The organism is Luteimonas sp. Soil_N_1 (assembly GCF_057656255.1).
Genome location: NZ_JBDGKS010000001.1, coordinates 1,603,494 through 1,619,786, shown reverse-complemented (window position 1 = coordinate 1,619,786; position 16,293 = coordinate 1,603,494). Strand labels below are relative to the sequence as shown.

Sequence of the window (16,293 nt, the reverse complement as noted above, 5' to 3'; positions counted from 1 at the left end):
GGGCATGAGCCTACGCCCCGCAGGTGACAGAGGTGTGGTGTCGTCACGTCGGCTTTCCGTTTCGCTGCCTAGCCTGCACGTCATCCCCCGCACCACAAGGAACCGACATGCCCATGCTCCGCATCCGCCTCACCGGCAGCGACGACACCGCACGCGCGGTGATCAATCTTCTGTCGAGCGTGGAGGGCATCGAGCACGTCGAGGAAATCGACGACCTGATGCCGCACATGGACGATGCCGATTCCAGCTCCGCCGGCCTCAGCGATGTCGCCGGCCCGAAGATGCACGAGATCGAAGTCGAGGTCGGCAATCCCTCGACCGAGCGCAAGGTGCGCGAGGCAATCGAGGCGCTGGCGTTCGATCTCGACGCGGTCGTCGAATTCGAGACCGAAGAAGAAGGCTGAGCCCGCACACCGCGCGCGGCGGCGGGCTCGCTGGACTCAGCTCGCCGCCGGCAATGCCTCGATCAGCCTGGCCATGCGCTCGCGCTGCGCGGTATCCGGCAGGCGACCACGGCCCGCGCCGAGATTGTCGATCAGGTTCGAGGCGCGGCTCGTCGCCGGCGTCGCGCACGTGACCGCCGGATGCGACAGTACGAACTTCAGGAAGAACTGGCCCCACGTGGCCGCATCGAACTCCGCCGCCCACTCCGGCACCGGCGTCTCGCCGACGCGACGCCACAGCCGCGTCCTCCCGAACGGCGCGTAGACCAGCACACCGATGCCGCGCTCTGCGGCCAGCGGCAGAATCGTTTCCTCGACGTCGCGGTTGTCAATCGCGTAATCCACGCCAATGAAATCCAGCGGCTCGTTGCGCATCGTCTCGATCAGCTTCGGATAGGCCGGCTTGCTGGTCGAGGTGACGCCGATGTAGCGCACGCGCTTGGCTTCTTTCAGCTCCTTGAGGATGCCGAGCTGGGTCGGCACGTCGCCGAGGTTGTGCACTTGGATCAGATCGATCGTGTCGCGGCCCAGGCGCGAGAACGAAGCTTCGATCTGCGCGCGCGCACCGGCCGGATCGGCCTTGGCATCCGCTTCGCGACCGGCGACATTGACCTTGGTCGCCCAGAACACGCGATCGGCGATGCCGAGATCCTGCACGGCCTTGCCGGCGACCTCTTCCGAGGCGCCGTAGCTGGGCGCGGTGTCGAACACCGCGCCGCCCTGGTCGACCAGCGCGCGCAGCACCTCATTGAGCGCGGATGCATCGTCGCGCGCGGTCGACGAGAACGTTGCCGAGCTGCCGAGACCGACGACGGGAATACGCTGGCCGCTCGACGGAATCGGGCGCGTCAGCATCGGCGCGGGCGTAGCGGCGAACAGCGTGCCGGGCAATGCCAGCGACAGGCCGGCACCGAGTGAGAGTTTCAGGGCATCGCGACGGGTGACCATGGCGTCCTCCTTGCATGGATGGCGCAGGCCGGGCCTGCGTCGGAAACCGGCGCGGTGCTGGATCACGCGCTGCGCGCACGGAATGCCGGCTGAAATGCGGCGTCCCGAGTCTGCAGTACCCCACCGCGTCGGGCAACCGACGCGCGCTCGAGGCGATCAGCCGCGACGACGTCGCCGCCACAGCGCACGCAGCAGGGCGAGCAGCGCGACACCGACGATCGCCAACGGGAACAGAAACGCAGTCGCGCGGATCGTCCAGGCGGTGCCGGTGGCGAGCGTGCCGCCGAACTCGCGGAACGCCATCGCGATCTCGCTGCGGCCCTGCTCTCCGTCGCGTGCGCGCAGCTGCACGGTCAGCAGCTGCGTGTCGATGCGACGGCGATGCTGTGCACCATCGCGACGCGCGGCCTCGATCTGCGCTTCGGTCGCGGCGATGCGCTCCGACAACGCGATCATGTCGGCCACGGAGAGATCGCGCCGCGCTTCGAACGCCTGCAGCCGCGCCATTTCTTTCGTCAGCCGATCCTGCTCGGTGGTGTTGTCACGCACGATGACGGCGAGATCTTCGGCGCGCGTGCTGCGCTCACCGACCTCGCCACCCTCGCCTGCCAGCGCGATCATCGGTTCGATGCCCGCGGGCGCCATACGCACCACCGCACGCGCGGACGGGCGATCGCCGGCCGACTGCTGCGCTTCGATCAGGGTGCACGCACCGAAGCGTGCATCGCGGCACGCGGCCTGGATCGCCTGCAACCGCGGCAGAATCATGTCGCGGTCGAGCTGCACGCCGACGCTGTGCTCGTAGGCCAGCAATGCGCCATCGGCGTTTTCGGTCGGCGCGCTGCCCGCTTCCGAATAGGCCATGCCGTTCGCATCGGACAACTTTGACGAGCAGCCGGTTGTCAACGCAGCCGCGAGCACCCACGCGCCGACCCAATGCAGAGGCACGCGCCTCACAGGCGCGCCCCATCGATCTGCAAGATCTTCAGCGCCGTGAGATCGATCCCGTCGACGCAGCGCACATTGATGCAGGCCATTTCCACGCCGTCCGGACCAACGCCGCGGCTGTATGGCGCGATGCCGCAGGTGCCGCAGAAGTGATGGGCGATGTTGTGGGTGTTGAAGCGATAGGTCTGCGGCGTACCGCTGCCGGTTTCGCGCAGTGCGTCGGCGGCCGCGAATGCCAGCAGGCCGCCACGCCGCCGGCACATCGAGCAGTTGCAGTCGTAAGCCTCGGCGATCTCGCCATCGAGTTCGAACGCCAGGCTGCCACAGTGGCAGCGCCCCGTATGCGCCATCGTCGTCTCTCCAGTTTGTGCCGCGGGATTATGCGCCTGGTGCGGGCGCCGGCACTCGGGTACGCCCGATGCGCGCACGGCCGAGCGCCCACAGCGCGGCGGTGACGCACAGCCAGGCCAGCAGCCACGGCCAGGCGCGGCCCGGGCGTGTCGCCGTCATCGTGTCGGGCGTCGCGTCCGATGCGCGCACCAGCGCCTGCGTCGCGCTCTGCAACGCAGTGACGTGGAGACCCACGGCGGCACCGTCTGCGCGGACCAGAAACGGCCAGCTGCCGGCACCAGATTCAATGCGATGCCAGCCCGCCACCGTCGGCCAGATGCCGGCGCAGCCGTTCGCCGCAGGATCGGGGACCGGCGCGATCGTCGTGACGTCGGGCGCATGGACGCGTGCATCGGCGTCCAGCCCGCAGACCATCGAACGCATGTCCACACGGAACTCGCCGTCGAAACGCGGCGGCTGCACGTCACCGGCGCGCGCGAGCGCGGCCGCCCAACCGCTCCACAACCCTGCGTGCAGATCGCCGCGTCCGGACAGCGGCAGCTGCCAGCTGTCGGCGAGCGTGACCACACCGAGTCGTCCCTGCCCGACCGCCTGCCAGCGCATCATCCCGGACGGCACATTGCCGTGCGCTGGTGCGCCGCCCGACAGTGGCAGAAACGCGAGCGTCGGTGCGGCTTCGCCGGCCAGCAATGGATCGAAGGGCGCGTCGTCGCTGCCCGGTCCCATCCATGCGCGCAAGCGCGCGACATCGTCAGAGCCGACGTCCGGCTGCCAGTCCACCGCGAGGCCGGTCTCGATCGTCAGACCGGCGCCGCGGAGCCAGCCACGCAAAGCCGCAGATGGCGTCTGCGGCGCATGGATCAGCACGCCCAGCCCCCCGCGCACGGCCGTCAGCAACGACGCACGCGCGCCGGCGCCGAGGCCGTCCCAGGCGCGCGTGTCGAGCAGCACCAGATCCTGCTGCGCGAGCGATGCGGCATCGAAGGCCGGCGCATCGCCCACGCCCGCACCGCCGCCAAAGGTCGTGCGCCAGCGCAAGCTCAGGCCCGCATCCTCGGCCCAGCGACGCAGCGCGCGCATGTCCGGATTCGGCGATCCCGCGATCAGCAGCACGCGCAGCGGCGCTGCCGCGTCAACGATCACCGGCACCTGCACGCGCTCGATCTCGCGCGCGTCCGCGTCGTGCACGACGACATCGAACAGGGTCGCGCCTGCATCGCGCGCGGACGCAGCCAACAGGAAGCGTCCGGCGGCGTCGGCCTCCACGGTCGACACGAGGCGTCCCGCGGGATCCATCAGCGACACGCGTGCCGCATCGATCCCGGCGACGCGGCCCTGCACTTCGAAACGCGCACCGGCGCCCGTGTGGTCCGGTGCGACGAGTTCGACGAATCCGGCAGGCGCTTCGGCCGGCACGAACGCCAGCGCACGACCGTCGACCACATCGCGATCCCGCGCCTCCAGTCCGTGACCGAGTACGACCAGTGCGCGCGCATCGGGATGCCGACGCAACGCAGTCGCCAGATCCGGCATGCGTTCGGCCCCCGGCGGCCCGTCGCCGGATTCCGGCAAGGCGACGACGGCCTCTGCCGCCGGCACCGCAAGCCCGTCCGCGCCGGCGGTCAGGACGGCCAGCGTGCCGCGTTCGACCGCAACGGGCGGCGGCAACAGGCCGCGATACAGCAGAGATGTCGACGCCAACGTCAGCGCGACGAGCGCGCATACGCGCCACACGGCGGGACGTGCATCGGGCGTCGCGCGCAGATGACCCACGACCAGCCGCAGCACGGCAAGTGCGGCGCCGACCACGAGCACGATGAGCAGCCAGCGTTCCGGGCTCATGGGGCGTCTTCCTGCAATGCATCGAGATAACGCGCGCCCATCGCATCCGGCGCTGCACGCCGTGCGGGCGCCGGCAGCGGTCGCTGCAGCACGCGCCACAGCTGTCCCCGCAGCGCCTGCCGGCAGTCGACGCAGCCCGCGTCGCGGCGCAACGCATCGACGGCGGCCAGCAGCGCGAGCGGATCGTCAACCTGGCGCGGGTGCGCCCGCGCCCAGCTGATCAATGCATCGAGATCCGGCGCATCGTTCCACGCAAGCGCGCGCCAGACGTTTGCGGGTGCTTTGTCGTTGTCCACGTCCGGCGCCGGCACGGCGCGCGGCGCGATGCCGTCGCGATCACCGCCGAGCCGCCGTGCGGGATCGACGGGTGGCAGCGAGGATCCGACACGCGCCAGATAGATGCGGTCGGCTTCCTGCACCTGCTTGATCAGCTCCAGCGCGCGGTTCGCATGCGGCAACGCCTCACGCGGCGCGGCCTGGCGCAGATGCAGTTCCGACTGCCACATCGCCTGCAGCGCGCCGCGCAGGATCTCGCGCGTCTTCGGATCGAGGAGTGTCGCCGCTTCCGGCAGATCGTGGGTGTGGCCGAACGTCGCCAGCACGTCATCGGCGCGACCGAAGGTCATCGCGTTCTGCGGTGCATGGTCGTGATCGTGGTGCGTGGCCGCGCCCTGTGCAGCGGGCGCATCGTCGTGCGCGTGATCGTCATCGTCATCGTCGTGCGTGTCCACCACCGGCGTATCGGTCTGGCCGAAGTCGTCGATCGGCAGCGGTTTGCGCGGTGGTGGAGGCGGCGCTTCGGCATCGTCGGTCGGCGGCGGGCGTGGGCCCCCTTCCGATTCCTCGCCGAGGAACTGGCCGTAGCGCAGCCGCAGAATGCGCTGGTCCACGCCGAGGGCATCCGAGCGTCCTTCGAAGGCGCTGCGCTCGATGCGCGGCTGTTCGGCGATCAGGGCTTCGGCATCGATGATGATCTGGCGCTGGCTGCGGAAGTACGCGGGCAGCACATCGCGCGCGAGTCCTTCGAGCCCATCCGCATCGACCGGTGCCGGCGTTGGCCAACGCAGGATCAGGCTGGCGCTGCGGGCACGTTGCGGTGCCGGCACGCGGTTGTCGCGCACTTCGAGCTGGGCGACGAGATCGCCGCCCTCTTCCAGCCCGAGTGCGACCGGATCGAGCGTCGTTGCGAAGGTCAACGCGCGCGCATCGCCGCGTCCGCGCAGCGGCATCGTGCGGTCCTCGAACGTGATCGCTTCGCCACTGCCGCGCGTGACCGTGATCCGCAGCTGCGCGTCCGCCGCGACGCCGTGATCGTCGCTGGCCTCGAACGCCAGCGCCCAGGCGCGCTGTCCGCGCGTATAGGTCGACAGCGTCTCCTCCGGCGTGCGCACGCGCACCTCGGGCGGCCGGTCCGGCACCGCATCCAGCCGCCAGCGCTGCGCGCGCGCCAGGATGTGGTCGGTGTCGCCATCGACCGCGATGCGATACAGCCAGGACTGGTCGAGCCGCAACGTGGCGACCCAGTCCTCGCCCTCGCGCACAAATGCGATCTCGCTGTCGTCGTGCAACCGCAGCGCGACACGCTGCGGCTGCGGCGCGAAGCGCAGCGTCCAGCGCAACGTCGCGCCTGCAGGCGCCTGCGCGTCCAGTTCGGTTTGCGTGCGCATTGCCTGGCGGGTGTAGGCCGGTGCATCAATCCGCAACGATTGCGACTGCAGCACGGGCGTTCCGTTCACCGCAGCGGACCGCGACGCCGCGCGCGTCTGTGCATCCGCGTGCGGCGTAAGGGACGGCCACCACACAGCCGCTGCGATCAGTATCGCGCCCGAAACCCAGGCTGCCGCGATAGCGCGCGTCGGAAACCGTGCAGGTGCAGGCGCCCACGGTGCAGTCGCGAGTCGTGCCTGTAGACGCGACTGCTGCAGGCGCTGCAGCGCACCGAGCGTCTCCGCACGCGCGAACACCAGCGCGGCGCTGTCGTCCATGTCGGTGCGATCCGCGTCCAGGCGGCGTGTCAGCCATGTGCGATCGAAGCGCGCCATGCGACGCGACGCCAGCCACGCGGCGATCACCAGCCCCACCAGCGCGACACCGGCAGCGAGCGGTGTGCCCACGAGCCGCCACACCAGCACTGCGATGCCCGCGACCAGCGGCAGTGCGCAAAGCAGCACGCGCGCGACCGCGCGTCGGCGCGCGGCGCCAAGAGTGCGGGTCAGCTGTGCAGTGACGCTCATGCCGCGTGGTTCCGACGCGGCGCCGCAGCCATCCAGCGCTCCAGCGCGAATGCCAGCGCGACGAGCAAGGCCCACCAGGGCCGCAGGTCGCGTGGCGTCGGCGGCCAGACATCGGCGCCGGTCGATGGCGCCAGATCCGTGGCCGCGATGCGCTGCGGTGCGGGTAGCGGCTGCAGCAGCTCGCGCAGGCGCGACGGGAATCCGGGATCGAGCACAGCGGCCATCGTCGCCGGATCGACGGCCTGCGCGACACGTATGCAGGTCGCCTCGCCGCAGACGGCACGTTCGAACACGGTTATGCCGTTCGCGTCCTGCTGAAGCGACTGCCAGTCGACTTCCTCGCGCGGTACGTCCGGCCCCAGCAGCAAAACGCGACTAGGCGCTTCGGTGCGCAACGCAGCGGGGGGCGCGGTGTCGCCCCACCACACGGCAATCGCATCCGCGCGCGGCGCGTCGTCTGCGTGTCCGATGCGCAACGCATCGGCATCATCGGGGCGCCACGCGCGTGCGACAGCGCGCAGCACGCGCAACGCCGGATCGTCGGCGGCAATGCCGAAGACATCGAGACGCGGCGGCAGGACCGGCGGTGCGTCCGTGTCGGGTTCACTGCCGGCCACGATCTGCCAGTCGACCGGCCGCGACAGCACGATGCGTCCACCGTCGGCGCCGTCGATCGTCTCGGGCACCAGCACCGTCAACGCGGTGCCGCTCGGCGCGGTCATGTCCAGCTCGCGCAACAGGCTGGCGACACTGGCCCCGTTGCGTGCGGGCGCGGATTCGCCGACCACTTCGGGAAATCCGGGCGCAAGCCAGCGCGGCGCCGGTACGCCGTCCTCGATACGCGGTAGTGCATCGTCGGCAACGCCGGGCACGACGACGGTCCAACGCGTCGGCGCGGTTTCGCCATGCAGCACCGGCCACGCCAGCCACACCGCGATCAGTGCCAACAGCAGCAACCGCACCAGCAGCAGCGGCCAGTCGTCGAAGCGCAGGCGGCGCCGCGGCTTCGGGCGTTCGCGCAGCCAGCGCAGCGCGGCGAAAGGCGTGGGCCTCGTTGCGTCTCGACGTGCCAGATGCAACAAGAGCGGCAACAGCAGTGCGATCAGCGCCACGAGCGCGGCCGGCGCGAGCAGACCGACACTCATGGCGCGCGGTCACCGAACAGTGCGCCAAGGACGGTTGCCGGCGGCGTATCGATCACGTGTGTCGCGAAGCGGATGCCGGCCGCCGCGAATCGCGCCGCCAACGCACGTCGCGCAGTCTCGAAGCGTGCGAGGTAATCCGCGCGCAGCGCGGGCCCATCGCCGAGCAGCGATTCGCCGGCCTCCTGTTCCACGAAGCGGCGTCCGTCGCGGAACGGGAAATCGCGTTCGTCGGCGGTCAGCACCTGCAGCGCGGTCACGTCGCGGCCGGCGTTGGCGAGCTGGACCAGCTGCTCGACTGGGGCGTCGTCGAACCAGTCGCCGATCGCGACGACGAGATCGCCACGCGCGATGCGGCCCCACGCGGGCGCAAGCGCCTTCGCCTCCGGCCATTCGCCACCCGGACGCACCGCGGCCAGCGCATGCCGTAGCCGGTCGCGCTGGCGCGGACCGGTACCCGGGGTCACCAGCGCGATGCCAGCACCACCGCATAGCACCAGGCCGCAGGCATCGCCCTGCCGCTGCGCGATCTCGTAGACGCAGGTCGTCAGCAACCGCGCGACGTCGAAGCGCGTGCGCGTCGGCGCGGCCTCGTCGGCCTGGGTCATCGATGCCGTGGTGTCGAGCAACACCCACGCACGCACCGGGCTGTCGCGCTCGGCCTCGCGGACGAAGAAACGATCGCTGCGCGCGTAGAGCTTCCAGTCGATCTGCCGCGGCTCGTCGCCCGATTCGTAGGCGCGGTATTGGGAGAACTCGAGCCCGCTGCCGCGGTTGCGGCTCGCGTGGTGGCCGATGCCCTGTCGTCCCGGTGCGTGACGCGGCCGCAGGCGCAGCGTCGCGAGCAGCGAGCGCAGCGCGGGCGACAGCACGTCGCCGACGGCTTCGGCCGAAGGCGTTCCGAATACGTCGGGTCCCGCAATCGCCATCGCGGGGATCAGCGCGCCGGCGCGGGCAAGACGCGCAGCAGGCCTGCGATGACCGCATCGGCATCGATCTGCGCGGCTTCTGCCGCGAACGACAGCACCAGACGATGGCGCAGCACGGGCGCGAGCAAGGCCGCGACATCCTCGCGTGTCGCCGCGAGCCGGCCCTGCAGCAGCGCACGTGCCTTCGCCGCGAGCACCAGGGACTGCCCGGCGCGCGGACCCGCGCCCCAGCGCACGTATTCGCGCACGACCTCCGGAGCGCCCTCGCCCGGCCGCGTCGCGCGCACCAGCGCGGTGATCCACGCCAGCAGGTCCTCGCTCACATGCACCTGGCGCACCAGCGCCTGCAGCGCGAGCACCGCGTCGGCGCCCATGACCCGCGGCACCTCGGCCTCGGCGGTGCCGGTGGTGCGCGCGAGAATCGCCTGCTCTTCGTCTGCAACGGGATAGCCGAGCGCAACGTGCAGCAGGAAGCGGTCGAGCTGCGCCTCGGGCAAGGGATAGGTGCCGGCCTGCTCGATCGGGTTCTGGGTGGCCAGTACGAAGAACGGCCGCGGCAACGCGCGGGTGACACCGGCATGGCTGACGGTGTGCTCGGCCATCGCTTCCAGCAACGCGGCCTGGGTCTTGGGCGGCGTGCGGTTGAGCTCGTCGGCCAGCAGCAGCTGGGTGAACACCGGGCCTTCCTGGAACCGGAAGTGGCGCTTGCCGGTGCCGTGATCTTCCTCTAGCAATTCGGTGCCGAGCAGATCGCTGGGCATCAGATCGGGCGTGAACTGCACGCGCCGGAAGCCGAGATCAAGCGCCTGTCCCAACGTGCGCACCAGAAGCGTCTTGCCCAGACCGGGCACGCCTTCGAGCAGCACATGACCACCCGCGAGCAACGCGACCAGCAGTTGCTCGACCACATCGGCCTGCCCGACGACCGCTTGCCCGATCGCACTGCGCAAGGCATCGAGTTGCGCGAGACGGGCCTGCAGATCGGATTCGGTGGGAGCGGTGTCGGTCATGCGTGCCTCATGGCATGTATGTGGAAAAAAGATGGTCATGCGCTCAACGCATACATGACGATGTTGACCGCGAACTTCGTGTTGTCCTCGGCCAGGAAACGCTTGTTGCGCCAGTCGTAATCCCACTCGCAGCCGTAATCCTTGTTGCTGTAGAGCACGGCCAGGCGCCCGTCGATCGTGATGCCCTTCAGATAGTCGTGCACCAGATCGTCGCCCCAGCCATTGAGCTCGAAACTCGTCGCCGGCGGACCGTCCGGGAACTGGAAGAAGCTGCGGTAAAGCGCATGGTTGTTAGGCAGCTCTTTCAGCGCCGACGCGCCGAAGATCGCCGCCATCTGCGCCTCGAACGATTTGGCGAACAGCCCGTCGATGTCGTGATTGCAGTCATCGACGAACACGAAGCCACCGCCGCGCACGTAGCGCTCGAAATTGCGTCGCTCGGCCGGACTGAACTCGACCAGCTTGTGCCCGGCGAGATAGCAGAACGGCGACGCCAGCATCTTCGGATCCGACAGCGCGACCACTCGCTCCTCGGGATCGACCCGCAGGCTGGTGTAGTCGATCAGCGAGGTGATGACGTTGGACGGCATCCGCTGGTCCACATCCCAGTTGCCGGATTCATAGCGCAGGCGGGTGAACCAGAAGTCGTAGCGGGCCGATTGGGCCGCGAGTTGTGGCAGCGCGAGCGTTGCTGCGCTGGCGAGCAGCAGTTGCAGGGATTGGCGGCGGTTCATCGCGCGGGGCCTCTTGCCGATTTCGACAGCCACGCGCCCGGATGGCGCCCAACTTCGCTCTGGGAGTGGCTCTGGCACTGGCTCCAGCTTCGGCTCTGGCTCTGGCTCTGGCTCTGGCTCTGGATCTGGCTCTGGCTCTGGATCTTCAGTGAACGGTCAACGCACACCGCAGACCCGGAGGGTGCCGCACATGGATGTGCGGCGTTTTTCGACCGAGCCATGGATGGCGAGTCGAAAAATCCCGGAACGAGTGACTCACCGGATTTGCTTCCTCGGGGAGACGTTTTTCTTTGGTTCTGTTTCTTTTGGCGTCTACCAAAAGAAATGAACTCGGCCGCGTCAGCGGACGAAAGCGTTTGCTCCTCGCTTCTATCGGCGCCTTCGGCGAGACAAGCAGAGTCCAGAGCTTCCACTCGCCTTGCGGCGAGCGGGTTCATTTCTTTTGCTGGCCCAAAAGAAACGGAACCAAAGAAAACGGCCTCCCCGACGGAGCTCACCCGGCGCGTCACTCGTTCCGGGATTTTCCGACTCGCCATCCTGGCTCGGTCGGAAAACGCCGGCCATCCATGGCCGGCGCCCTTCGGGTCTGCAAACTGCACTGCGTGCGTCACGGCGAGCAGAAGCCTCGTGCTATCCGGCAGCGCGAGTACGCAACGTCCTCAGACCGCATCCGACAACGACGTAAACGTGAAATCCCGCAACCGCATCGGCGGCAGCATCATCACCATCGACGACTCGTCGCCACCCACGCGCACCGGGCGACCCAGCTCGTCGATGTTGTTCAGCATGATCACCGGCGACTCGTTGAAGCGGAAATTCTTCACCGGATGCTTGATCTCGCCGTTCTCGATGTAGAACGTGCCGTCGCGGGTCAGACCGGTCAGCAGCACGGTCTGCGGATCGACCATGCGGATGTACCAGGTACGCGTGACCAGAATGCCGCGATCGGTACCGCGGATCAGATCGGCAGTCGTGCCCTCGCCGCCCGACATCAGCAGATTGCCCGGACGGCCGACGGCGCGCCTGCCCTGCTGCTGCGCCCAGAAGCGCGAGTAGTCGAGGTTGGCGATCTTGCCGTTCTCGATGATCGGCATCTTCTCGCGCGGCAGACCTTCGCCATCCCATGGCATCACCGCCGCTTCCGGGTGCCACGGATCGGCCACGATGTTGACGCGCGGGTCGTAGACCTGCTCGCCGAGCTTGTTGCCGCCGCCGCGCTTGGACAGGAAGCTGCGGCCTTCATCTGCGGTACGCGCGTCGAAGAACCGCATCATGAAACTGATCAGGCCCGCAGCTGCGGCCGGCTCCAGGATCACCGTGTACTTGCCCGGCTCCAGTGCCTTGGCCTCGGCCGAATCGCTGGCCTTGCGCATCGCCACGCGCACGTCACGGCCGGCGTCGAACGCGCTGGCGTCCTTGAGGTTGCGGCCTACCCAGCCCGAACCGCGGCCGTCTTCGGTGCGCACGGTGCAGGTGTAGTTGAAGTTCGTCGCCTGCTGGTAGCCGAAGTTGCCGTTGCTGTTGGCGAAGGCGACGAAGTTCTTGCCGTCGTCGAGGAAGCCCGCGGCGATCAGCTGCTCGGCGCGACACGGGGTGATCGAGCCGGCAGCGACCTGGGCGCGGAATTCCGGCGTGATCGCGGCCGTCGATTCGCTGAAAGTCGGGCTGGGCCGGTACTCCTGCTTGCCGATCGCCGGCAGGAACTCCGGATTCTCCGGCGCCAGACGCGCGAGGTCTTCGGCGCGTTTGACCACACTGCGCAGCGAGGCCTCGTCGAAGGCATTGATGCTGGCCGTGCCGACGCGCTTGCCGAACGCGACCTGCACCGCGAGCTCGGCATTGCTGACGATGCCGCTGGTGGAGACGTTGTTGAGTGCGAAGCGGATGTTGCCCGCGACGGAGCCGGCCAGCGTGGCCGTGCATTCGTCGGCGGTGGACAGGGCGACGGTCTTTTCGAGGATCTCGCGCGCCTGGGCTTCGGTGAAGATGGTCATGGTCGGGTCTCCTTAGCCGAGCGAACGCGCGGTGTTGATCACGTTGATGCCGTTGAAACGCGCGGTCGAGGAACCGTGCGAAACCGCCGAGACCTGGCTCGGCTGGCCCTTGCCGTCGAAGAACGAACCGCCGAGGCGGTAGTCGCTCTCGTCGCAGATCGCGACGCAGGCGTTCCAGAATTCCGGCGTGCGGATCTGGTAGGCCACGTCCTCGACCATGCCGGTGATCGCGCCATTCTTGATTTCGTAGAACAGCTGGCCGCCGAACTGCGCGTTGTAGCGCTGCTGGTCGATCGAGAACGACCCGTCGCCGACGATGTAGATGCCGTCCTCGACGTCCTTGATCATGTCCGCGACGCTCAAGCGGGCCTTGCCCGGCGCCAGCGAGACGTTGGGCATGCGCTGGAACTGCACGCTCGACCACGAATCGGCGTAGCAGCAGCCGTCGGATTCGGTCTTGCCGAGGATGTGGGCCTGGTCGCGGATCGCCTGGTAATCGACCAGCTTGCCGTCGGTGATCATGTTCCAGCGCTTGGTCGCGACGCCTTCGTCGTCATAGCCCACGGCGCCGAGGCTGCCTTCTTGGGTCTTGTCGGCGAACACGGTGACGATGTCGCTGCCGTACTGGAAACGCTGTTCGCGCTTGTCGAGCGTGGCGAAGCTGGTGCCGGCGTAATTGGCCTCGTAGCCGAGTACGCGGTCGAGTTCGAGCGGGTGGCCGATCGCCTCGTGGATCGTGAGCCAGGTATGCGAGGGATCGAGCACCAGATCGTAGCGACCAGGCTTGACCGACGGCGCACGCAGCTTTTCCTGCGCCTGGCGGGCCGCAGCGATCGCGTCCTCCCGCATGTCATAGGACTTGTTGTAATTCACGACGCCGTTGGGCGAGACGATCTTGCCCGACGCCGCGCCGTCCAGATATTCGTAGCCCATGCCCATCGGCGAGGACAGGCCGCTGCGGGTACGGAACTTGCCGCTGGCCTTGTCGATCGCGGTGACCGTCATCGGCGCCCAGATGCGGTGCACGTCCTGATCGATGTAGGAGCCGTCGGTGCTGGCGAAATACTTCTGCTCGTTGACCAGGAACAGCGTGGAGTTCACGAAGCTCGCGCCCGCGCCCATCGCCGCGGCGTTGACGCCGAGCAGCAGCTCCACCTTCTCGGCCACCGGCACTTCCATGCCGTTCTTGGTGATCGGCGTGCGCCACGAGGCCTCGCCCACACCCTTGACCGGCGCGAGCTGCACGGGCGCGGTCTGCACCTTGGAATTCGCCATCGCGATCGCCGTCGCCTGACGCGCAGCATCCGCGACACCCTGCTCGGTCAGCGTGTTGGTCGCCGCGAAGCCCCATGCCCCGCCCGCGATCACGCGCACGCCGACACCGATCGACTCGGTGCTGACGACGTTCTGCACTTTGTCCTCGCGCGTCATCACGAACTGGCGCAGATAGCGGCCGACGCGGACATCGCAGTAGGTGGCGCCCGCGGATGTCGCGGCATTGAGGCCCGCATCGGCGAGCCGCTTCTTGAAGCCGATATCGAGCGTGGACACCAGCTGTTCGGCGGCGATGACCCGGCCGAAGACGGCAGGCAGCATCAGACCGCCCGCGCCGACACCAGCGAGGGCGAGGAAGTCGCGTCTATGCAAGGGAGTTCTCCCGGAGCGGGCCCGCGATCATCGCGGGCGGGTTGGCAAGGGCGGCGTCGCATCCTGCGGGGCCATCCCGATTCTTGACGCGATGCGTGCACAGCGTCCAGTGACTTTCGGCATATGCGGTGTGATGTGGGTCGCTGGGTGACTGCTGCGACCCGAAGCGCTCGAGAGTACTGTCGGAAATCGCGCAACTGCGCCACGCATTCCACTCTACCGGCCCAACCAGACGCGCCGCGCTGGTCGATCTCTCCAGAAGGAACAGGTGTCGACGGGTTGCGTCCCGCTCCACTCAGATGTTCCGCGCCGTATTGATGATGTTGATCCCATCGAAGCGTGTGGTCGCCGAGCCGTGCGACACCGCCGACACCTGGCTCGGCTGTCCCTTGCCGTCGAAGAACGAGCCGCCGAGGCGGAAGTCGCGCTCGTCGCAGATCGCCGAGCAGGCGTTCCAGAATTCCGGCGTGCGGATCTGGTAGGCGGCGTCTTCGACCATGCCGGCGATCTCGCCGTTCCTGATCTCGTAATACAGTTGCCCGCCGAACTGCGCGTTGTAGCGCTGCTGGTCGATCGAGTACGAGCCGCGGCCGTGGATGTAGAGGCCGCGTTCGACGCCGGCGATCATCTCTTTGACCGTCAGCGGCGTGTTGCCCGGCGCCAGCGAGACGTTGGGCATGCGCTGGAACTGCACGCTCGACCACGCATCGGCGTAGCTGCAGCCATCCGACTCGGTCTTGCCGAGAATGTGGGCCTGGTCGCGCGTGGTCTGGTAGTCGACGAGGATGCCGTCCTTGACCAGATCCCAGCGCTTGCACTGCACGCCTTCGTCGTCGAAACCGACCGCGCCGAGACTGCCCGACTGGGTCTTGTCGGCGAAGAAATTGACGATGTCGCTGCCCCAGCGGTAGCCCTCGTCGCGCTTGTCGAGCGTGGCGAAACTGGTGCCGGCGTAGTTGGCTTCGTAGCCGAGCACACGGTCGAGTTCGAGCGGGTGGCCGACGTTCTCGTGGATGGTCAGGAACAGGTTCGACGGATCGAGCACGAGGTCGTAGCGACCCGGCTGCACCGACGGCGCGGACAGCTTCTCGCGCGCCTGACGCGCCGCGGCCGCAGCATCGGCGCGCATGTCGTAGGCCTGGCCGTAGGCGATCACGCCGCCCGGCAGTTCGAAGCGCTGCGCGGGATCCGGCGACAGATACTCGTAGCCCAGACCCATCGGCGCCGACAGGCCGTCTCGGGTGCGGAACTTGCCACTGGCCTTGTCGACCGCGGTGACGGTGAACGGTGCCCAGATCCGGTGCACGTCCTGATCGATGTAGGAACCGTCGGTACTGGCGAAGTACTTCTGCTCGTTGACCAGGAACAGCCGCGAACTCACGAAGTCCGCACCTTCTGAAGTCGCAGCCGCGTTCACGTCCATCAGCAACGCGACCTTTTCCTCCAGCGGCACGGCCATGCCGTTGCGGCGCACCGGCGTCGCCCACGACACCTCGCCTACGCCGCGCACCGGTGCCAGCTGTACCGGCTCGGTCTGGATGCGTGCATTGGCCTTGGCGATCGCCAGCGCCTGCCGTGTGGCTTCGGCGATGCCGTCGGGATCGAGCGATCGCGTCGCCGCGAAGCCCCAGGCACCGTTCGCGATCACGCGGATGCCGACGCCGGTCGATTCCTCGTTGACCACGTTCTCCACGCGCGTCTCGCGGGTCATCACGTACTGGCGCAGATAACGCCCGATGCGCACGTCGCAATAGCTGCCGCCGCCATCGCGCGAGGCCTGCAGGGCGACATCAGCAAGCCGCTTTTTCAGCGCCGGATCGAGCGTACTGGTCAGCTCTTCCGCCGCGATCGCGCGGCCGATGCCGCCGGGCAACAACAGGCTGCCGAGCCCGATTCCACCGTAGGCCATGAAGTCACGACGCCGCATTCCACTCTCCCCGCGGCGTTGGCCGCACACCGCCCGATTCTTCGGTGCGCGTGGTGCATGCGTCAAATCGGGCGCCATCCGCATGCGTGCGGAACCCACCTACACAGGTGCGCACGTGAACCCGCGTTCCGCCACCATCGGCAC

13 protein-coding genes are annotated in these 16,293 nt (G+C 68.3%); 1 reads left to right on the top strand and 12 read right to left on the bottom strand.

What is annotated here, in order from left to right; all coding sequences use genetic code 11:
• The first annotated feature begins 107 nt into the window (after positions 1-107).
• Complete coding sequence (locus AC3A4E_RS07555) at positions 108-404, top strand: hypothetical protein (protein ID WP_232137791.1); 297 nt, start codon at positions 108-110, stop codon at positions 402-404.
• A gap of 36 nt (positions 405-440) precedes the next feature.
• Here AC3A4E_RS07555 and AC3A4E_RS07550 read toward each other — a convergent pair whose 3' ends face one another.
• From AC3A4E_RS07550 to AC3A4E_RS07495, 12 genes are all read right to left on the bottom strand, one after another.
• Positions 441-1,391, bottom strand: coding sequence for an aldo/keto reductase (locus AC3A4E_RS07550; protein WP_487630894.1), 951 nt, complete (start codon positions 1,389-1,391; stop codon positions 441-443).
• Between the two features lie 156 nt (positions 1,392-1,547).
• The gene (locus AC3A4E_RS07545) at positions 1,548-2,255 is read right to left on the bottom strand and encodes a DUF4349 domain-containing protein (protein ID WP_487630893.1); all 708 of its coding nucleotides are present in this window, start codon (positions 2,253-2,255) and stop codon (positions 1,548-1,550) included.
• Between the two features lie 89 nt (positions 2,256-2,344).
• A complete protein-coding gene (locus tag AC3A4E_RS07540; RefSeq protein ID WP_487630892.1) occupies positions 2,345-2,689 on the bottom strand; it encodes a GFA family protein in 345 nt (114 codons plus the stop codon).
• A gap of 28 nt (positions 2,690-2,717) precedes the next feature.
• The gene (locus AC3A4E_RS07535; RefSeq protein WP_487630891.1) at positions 2,718-4,532 is read right to left on the bottom strand and encodes a carboxypeptidase regulatory-like domain-containing protein; all 1,815 of its coding nucleotides are present in this window, start codon (positions 4,530-4,532) and stop codon (positions 2,718-2,720) included.
• Positions 4,529-6,766, bottom strand: coding sequence for a hypothetical protein (locus tag AC3A4E_RS07530; protein WP_487630890.1), 2,238 nt, complete (start codon positions 6,764-6,766; stop codon positions 4,529-4,531). Before AC3A4E_RS07530 ends, AC3A4E_RS07535 begins: the two co-directional genes overlap by 4 nt.
• On the bottom strand, positions 6,763-7,911 hold the full coding sequence (locus AC3A4E_RS07525; RefSeq protein ID WP_487630889.1) for a BatA domain-containing protein: 1,149 nt from the start codon (positions 7,909-7,911) through the stop codon (positions 6,763-6,765). Before AC3A4E_RS07525 ends, AC3A4E_RS07530 begins: the two co-directional genes overlap by 4 nt.
• Positions 7,908-8,837: a DUF58 domain-containing protein gene (locus AC3A4E_RS07520; RefSeq protein ID WP_487630888.1), complete on the bottom strand. Its 930-nt coding sequence runs from the start codon at positions 8,835-8,837 to the stop codon at positions 7,908-7,910. Before AC3A4E_RS07520 ends, AC3A4E_RS07525 begins: the two co-directional genes overlap by 4 nt.
• A gap of 8 nt (positions 8,838-8,845) precedes the next feature.
• On the bottom strand, positions 8,846-9,847 hold the full coding sequence (locus tag AC3A4E_RS07515; RefSeq protein ID WP_487630887.1) for an AAA family ATPase: 1,002 nt from the start codon (positions 9,845-9,847) through the stop codon (positions 8,846-8,848).
• Between the two features lie 35 nt (positions 9,848-9,882).
• A complete protein-coding gene (locus tag AC3A4E_RS07510) occupies positions 9,883-10,581 on the bottom strand; it encodes a DUF4159 domain-containing protein (RefSeq protein WP_487630886.1) in 699 nt (232 codons plus the stop codon).
• Positions 10,582-11,240: 659 nt separating this feature from the next.
• Positions 11,241-12,575 (bottom strand): TldD/PmbA family protein, encoded by a 1,335-nt coding sequence (locus AC3A4E_RS07505; RefSeq protein ID WP_487630885.1) that lies wholly within the window; start codon positions 12,573-12,575, stop codon positions 11,241-11,243.
• Positions 12,576-12,587: 12 nt separating this feature from the next.
• On the bottom strand, positions 12,588-14,222 hold the full coding sequence (locus tag AC3A4E_RS07500) for a TldD/PmbA family protein (RefSeq protein WP_487630884.1): 1,635 nt from the start codon (positions 14,220-14,222) through the stop codon (positions 12,588-12,590).
• 295 nt (positions 14,223-14,517) lie between these two features.
• Entirely contained in the window at positions 14,518-16,149 is a 1,632-nt protein-coding gene (locus AC3A4E_RS07495; protein WP_487630883.1) for a TldD/PmbA family protein, read from the bottom strand.
• Between the last annotated feature and the right edge of the window lie 144 nt (positions 16,150-16,293).